Genomic DNA, 5,149 nt, shown 5'->3' with positions numbered 1-5,149 from the left:
CGCCCGTCCCGCCCGCCGGCGAGGTCGCCCCCGCCGCCCCCGGGCAGCCTCCCGCCGAAGAAGCGGCCACGGGCGAGCGGTCCGTGGCCGACGAGGGGACCGGCACGGCCCCCGAGGAGGAGGCGGCGGCCCACCCTGCCGACGAGACGGCCCACGCCCCGGTACCCGCCGACGCCGAGGACGCTGCGGCCTCCGGCGACCTCCCCGCCGAGGAGGGGCCGGCCGCGGAGCAGGATGCGCCCACCGCACCCGCCCCGCTTCCCGTCCCCGAGCCGGCCGCCCCGGCGGGATCGCCCGCTGCCGCCACCGCCCTGACGCACCCGAGCGCGGGCCCGGCGGCCGGGTACGACGAGACCGAGCGCGACACCATCCACCGGCTGATGCGGGACCGCCGCGACATCCAGCACGGCTTCCTCCCCGAGCCCGTCGAGCACGACCAGCTCCTGCGACTGCTGGAGGCGGCCCACACCGCGCCGGCGGTGGGGCCCTCCCAGCCCTGGGACTTCCTGGTCATCCGCTCGCAGGAGACCCGCGGCGCCGTCCACGACCTGGTGCGGCGCCAGCACGAGGAGTACGCCAAGTCCCTGCCGCGCGCCCGCGCCCGGCAGTTGCCCGAACCCGCCGCCCGCGCCGTCCTGGAGGCGCCGGTCACGATCGTGGTCACCGCCGACGCGACCCGCGGCGGCCGTCCCGCGCTCGGCCCGCTCGGCGGTCCGGACGCCGCGCCGTACTCCGCGGCGCTCGCCGTGGAGAACCTCATGCTGGCCGCGCGGGCCGAGGGGCTGGGCGTCGGCTGGATCGGCTTCCACGACGACCGGGAGCTCGGTGCCGTCCTCGGGCTTCCCGAGCACCTGGAGATCGTCGCCTACCTCTGCGTCGGCCACGTCGACGCCACCCCGCGGGAACCGGCCGGCACCGACCCGGCCACCGGCCGTCCGCTCTCCTGGGTGGTGCACGAGGAGTCCTACGGCAGGCGCGCCCTGCCCGGCTCCGCCCCGCACGACCTGCTCGGCGAGACCCTGGCGGCGATCCGTCCGCTGGACGCCCAGTCCCTGGCCGAGGCGTGGGACCGGCAGCGGCGCATGACGAAGCCGCCCGGGGCGCTCGGGGCGCTGGAGGTGATCTCCGCCCAGCTGTGCGGGCTCACCCGCAGCTGCCCGCCGCCCGTCCCCGAGCCCGCTGCCCTCGCCGTCTTCGCCGGGGACCACGGCGTGCACGCGCAGGGGGTGAGCGCCTGGCCGCAGGAGGTGACCGCGCAGATGGTCGCCAACTTCCTCGGCGGGGGAGCGGTCTGCAACGCGTTCGCCGCGCAGGTCGGCGCCGAGGTGTGCGTGATCGACGTCGGCGTCCGCGGTGAACTCCCGGCCATGCCCGGGTTGATGCCTCGCAAGGTGCGCCCCGGCACGGGTGACTTCACCGCCGGCCCTGCCCTCACCAGGGCCGAGGCGCAGCGGGCGCTGGAGGTCGGCATCGAGACCGCGCGCGACCTCGTCGCCGCCGGCAACCGGGCCCTGCTCACCGGTGAGATGGGCGTCGCCAACACCACGGTCTCCGCGGCGCTCACCGCCGTGTTCACCGGCGCGGACGCCGCCGAGGTGACCGGTCGGGGCTCGGGGGTCGACGACGACACCCACGCGCGGAAGATCGCCGTGGTACGCGCCGCCCTTGACCTGCACCGGCCCGACCCCGCCGATCCGATCGCCGTCCTTGCGGCCGTCGGCGGTCTGGAGCACGCGGCGCTCACCGGGCTGATCCTCGGAGGCGCCTCCATGCGGGTGCCCGTCATCCTCGACGGGGTCACCGCCGGGGCCGCCGCTCTCGTCGCCCGGGCGATCGCCCCCGAGTCGGTCTCGGCCTGCGTCGCAGGCCACCGGGGGGCCGACCCCGGCCACCTCGCCGCCCTCACCGCGCTCGGCCTGCGACCGCTGGTCGACCTCGACCTGCGGATGGGCGAGGGGACCGGCGCGCTGCTGGCCCTGCCGGTGGTGCAGGCCGCAGCGCGCGCGCTGCGCGAGGTCGCCACCTTCGACAGCACCGGCGTCGCCGGACGCTGACCTCCGTGGGCCTGCCCCTCCCGCCGAGACCGGGGCGGGGCAGGCGGCACAACGGACCGCCCCGCCCGCTCGTCCGCCCGCTGTCCCGGAGCTCGGACCGGGGCCGGGCCGGTGATCCCCGGCCCACTAGGGTGAGGGCGGCGCGTCGCCTGCCGGCGCGCCGTCGAGCCCGCCCCAGAGAGGCACCGCACCATGTCCTCCTCCCCACCCGCGCCGGGCCACCCGGCGTACCCCGTAGGGCTGCGCCTGGCGGGCCGCCGCGTCCTCGTCCTCGGTGGCGGGGCCGTGGCCCGGCGCCGGCTGCCCGCCCTCGTGGCGGCCGGCGCGGACGTCCTGCTCGTCTCGCCCGAGGCCACTCCCACCGTCGAGGCCATGGCCGAGTCGGGCGAGATCCGCTGGGAGCGCCGCGGCTACCGCCCCGGCGACCTCGACGGCGCCTGGTACGCGCTGATCGCCACCGACGACCCGCAGGTCAACCGGGCGGCATCCGCCGAGGCGGAGGAGCGCCGGGTCTGGTGCGTCCGCAGCGACGACGCCGCCGCGGCCACTGCCTGGACCCCCGCCACCGGCCGCACCGACGGTGTCACCGTCGCCGTGCTCACCGGCCGGGACCCCCGCCGCTCCGCCGCCGTGCGGGACGCCGTGGTCGAGGGGCTGCGTGACGGCTCGCTCGCGGCCCCCCGCCACCGCGCCCGCACCCCGGGGGTCGCCATCGTCGGCGGCGGCCCGGGAGACCCCGACCTCATCACGGTGCGCGGACGACGACTGCTGGCCGAGGCGGACGTGGTGATCGCCGACCGTCTGGGCCCGCGCGACCTGCTGGAGGAACTCCCGGCCCACACACGGGTGGTGGACGCGGCGAAGATCCCCTACGGCCGTGCCATGGCCCAGGACGCGATCAACGAGGCGCTCCTGGAACACGCCCGCGCCGGTCTGAACGTCGTCCGGCTGAAGGGCGGGGACCCTTACGTGTTCGGCCGGGGGATGGAGGAGGCCAACGCCGTGGCCCGCGCCGGGTTCCCCGTCACCGTCGTCCCCGGGATCACCTCGGCGGTGAGCGTTCCCGCCGCCGCGGGCATCCCGGTGACGCACCGCGGGGTCGCCCACGAGTTCACCGTCGTCAGCGGCCACCTCGCCCCTGACGACCCCCGGTCCCTGGTCGACTGGCAGGCGCTGGGCCGGCTGCGCGGCACCCTGGTGCTGCTGATGGCGGTGGAGCGGGCCGGAGCCATCGCCGAGGTGCTCATGCGCCACGGCCGCCCCGCGGACACACCGGTCTCGGTGATCCAGGAGGGCACCACCGCCGCCCAGCGACGGGTGGACGCCACCCTCGCCGACCTGGACCGGGCCATCGCCTCCCACGCCCTTCGCCCCCCGGCCGTCATCGTCGTGGGCGAGGTCGTCTCGGCGGCCGAGCGGTCGACGATCGACGCGCTCGCGGGCCCCACCCGGCCCGGCCACGCCGCGGGGGAAGGCGACCCCCGATGAGCACCGCGGGCCCCCGACCCGAACCCATCCCCGTCACCGACCCGACCGATCCACGGCTCGCCGACTACACGGACCTCACCGATGTGGCGCTGCGCAGCCGCCGCGAACCCGCGGAGGGTCTGTTCATGGCCGAGGGGGAGAAGGTGATCCGCCGTGCGCTCCGGGCCGGGCACCGCGCCCGCTCGCTGCTGCTGACCCCCCGCTGGGCGGAGCAGATGCGCGAGGTCTGGCGCGACATCGACGCCCCGGTCTACGTCGTGGAACCCGAGCTCGCCCGCGAGGTGACCGGCTACCACGTCCACCGGGGCGCCCTCGCAGCCCTGCACCGGCCGGCCCTCCCCGACCCAGGCGAGCTGCTCGCCGGGGCGGAGAGGGACGCCCCGCGCCGCGTGGTGGTCCTGGAGGACATCGTCGACCACGCCAACGTCGGCGCCGCGTTCCGGAACGCCGCGGCCCTCGGCGTCGACGCCGTGCTGCTGTCGCCGCGCTGCGCCGACCCGCTCTACCGCCGCGCGGTCAAGGTCTCGATGGGTGCGGTGCTCCAACTCCCCTGGACCCGGCTGTCGGACTGGCCGGACGGCCTGGCCCGCTTCGGCGAGCACGGCTACACCACGGCGGCGCTCTGCCTCTCGGCGGACTCCGTGACCCTCGACGAGCTGGCCGCCCGGCCGCCGTCGCGGCTGGCGCTGCTGCTGGGGACCGAGGGGGAGGGGCTCTCGGCGGGCGCGCTGCGCGGCAGCGACCTGCGGGTCCGCATCCCCATGGCGGCGGGGGTGGACTCCCTCAACGTAGCCGCCGCCTCCGCCGTGGCGTTCTACGCCACCCGACCCTGACCCGTGCGGCGGGCCTGGCTCAAGCCGTGCCGCCGGAGTCGGCGGGTCCCAGCGGGACACGCATCACGTGGAGGCCGATGAAACCCTCGGTGGGGTGGTGGAACGCCTCCGGCACCGTGCCGACCACGGAGAAGCCGAGCGAGCGGTAGAGCCGCACGGCGTGGACGTTGGTCTCCGCCACCGCGTTGTACTGCATCGCCCGGTAGCCGGCGCCCCGCGCCCAGGAGAGGCTCTCCTCCACCAGCGCCCGGCCCGCGCCCCGGCGGCCGAGACCCGGGTCGACCATGTAGCTGGCGCTCGCCACGTGGGAGCCGTTGCCGCCCTGGTTGGGGTACATCTTCGCACTGCCCAGAACCGCGCCGGTGTCGTCGACAGCGACGGTCACCCGTCCGGGCGGCGGCACCATCCACAGGGCGCGCCCCTGCTGCTCGGTGGTGCCGGTGTCGTAGCAGAAGGTGTCACCCGCCGCCACGATCGGCTGGAAGAACGGCCAGATCGCCGACCAGTCCCGGTCGGTCGCTTCTCTGATCAGCATGGGCGTCATGCTCTCACCCGTCCCACCCGCCCCGGGGCGGGTGGGACGGGCGTCCTGCGTCACAGCGGGCTCTGGCCCTGCGCCGCGGCGATGCCGAGGGCCACCAGGAAGGTCACCGTCACGAACACCACGACCCGCTGCCGCAGCAGCCGTGTGTCCCACCCCCGGCGACGGCCGACCGGCGGCCTGGTCCGCTCCGGCGCGCGCGCCCGCCCGTCGCGGGCCGCGCGCTCCGGACG

4 protein-coding genes and 1 pseudogene are annotated in these 5,149 nt (G+C 77.0%); 3 read left to right on the top strand and 2 right to left on the bottom strand.

Translation table 11 applies throughout. The features are described from left to right. The 3 genes from cobT to HCJ92_RS21990 all read left to right on the top strand — a co-directional run. The coding region (gene cobT / locus HCJ92_RS22000; RefSeq protein ID WP_167935356.1) for a nicotinate-nucleotide--dimethylbenzimidazole phosphoribosyltransferase at positions 1 to 2,054 on the top strand (2,054 nt) is incomplete at its 5' end. Between the two features lie 192 nt (positions 2,055 to 2,246). Then, entirely contained in the window at positions 2,247 to 3,542 is a 1,296-nt protein-coding gene (gene cobA, locus HCJ92_RS21995; RefSeq protein WP_167935355.1) for a uroporphyrinogen-III C-methyltransferase, read from the top strand. Further along, the gene (locus tag HCJ92_RS21990) at positions 3,539 to 4,375 is read left to right on the top strand and encodes a TrmH family RNA methyltransferase (RefSeq protein WP_167935354.1); all 837 of its coding nucleotides are present in this window, start codon (positions 3,539 to 3,541) and stop codon (positions 4,373 to 4,375) included. The genes cobA and HCJ92_RS21990 overlap by 4 nt, the downstream gene beginning before the upstream one ends. Positions 4,376 to 4,394: 19 nt before the next feature. Here HCJ92_RS21990 and HCJ92_RS21985 read toward each other — a convergent pair whose 3' ends face one another. Both HCJ92_RS21985 and HCJ92_RS21980 read right to left on the bottom strand, forming a co-directional pair. Then, on the bottom strand, positions 4,395 to 4,910 hold the full coding sequence (locus HCJ92_RS21985) for a GNAT family N-acetyltransferase (RefSeq protein WP_167935353.1): 516 nt from the start codon (positions 4,908 to 4,910) through the stop codon (positions 4,395 to 4,397). Positions 4,911 to 4,969: 59 nt separating this feature from the next. Next, a pseudogene (locus tag HCJ92_RS21980) lies at positions 4,970 to 5,149 on the bottom strand (serine/threonine protein kinase); the annotation flags it as partial.

Source organism: Streptomyces spiramenti (assembly GCF_012034385.1).
GTDB lineage: Bacteria > Actinomycetota > Actinomycetes > Streptomycetales > Streptomycetaceae > Streptomyces > Streptomyces spiramenti.
The sequence above is the reverse complement of the archived record's forward strand: the minus strand, read 5'-3'. Positions and strand labels throughout refer to the sequence as shown.

Coding starts and splice junctions, on each gene's coding strand:
- cobA (WP_167935355.1), top strand. CDS start 2,247: ATGTCCTCCTCCCCACCCGCGCCGGGCCACCCGGCGTACCCCGTAGGG.
- HCJ92_RS21990 (WP_167935354.1), top strand. CDS start 3,539: ATGAGCACCGCGGGCCCCCGACCCGAACCCATCCCCGTCACCGACCCG.
- HCJ92_RS21985 (WP_167935353.1), bottom strand. CDS start 4,910: ATGCTGATCAGAGAAGCGACCGACCGGGACTGGTCGGCGATCTGGCCG.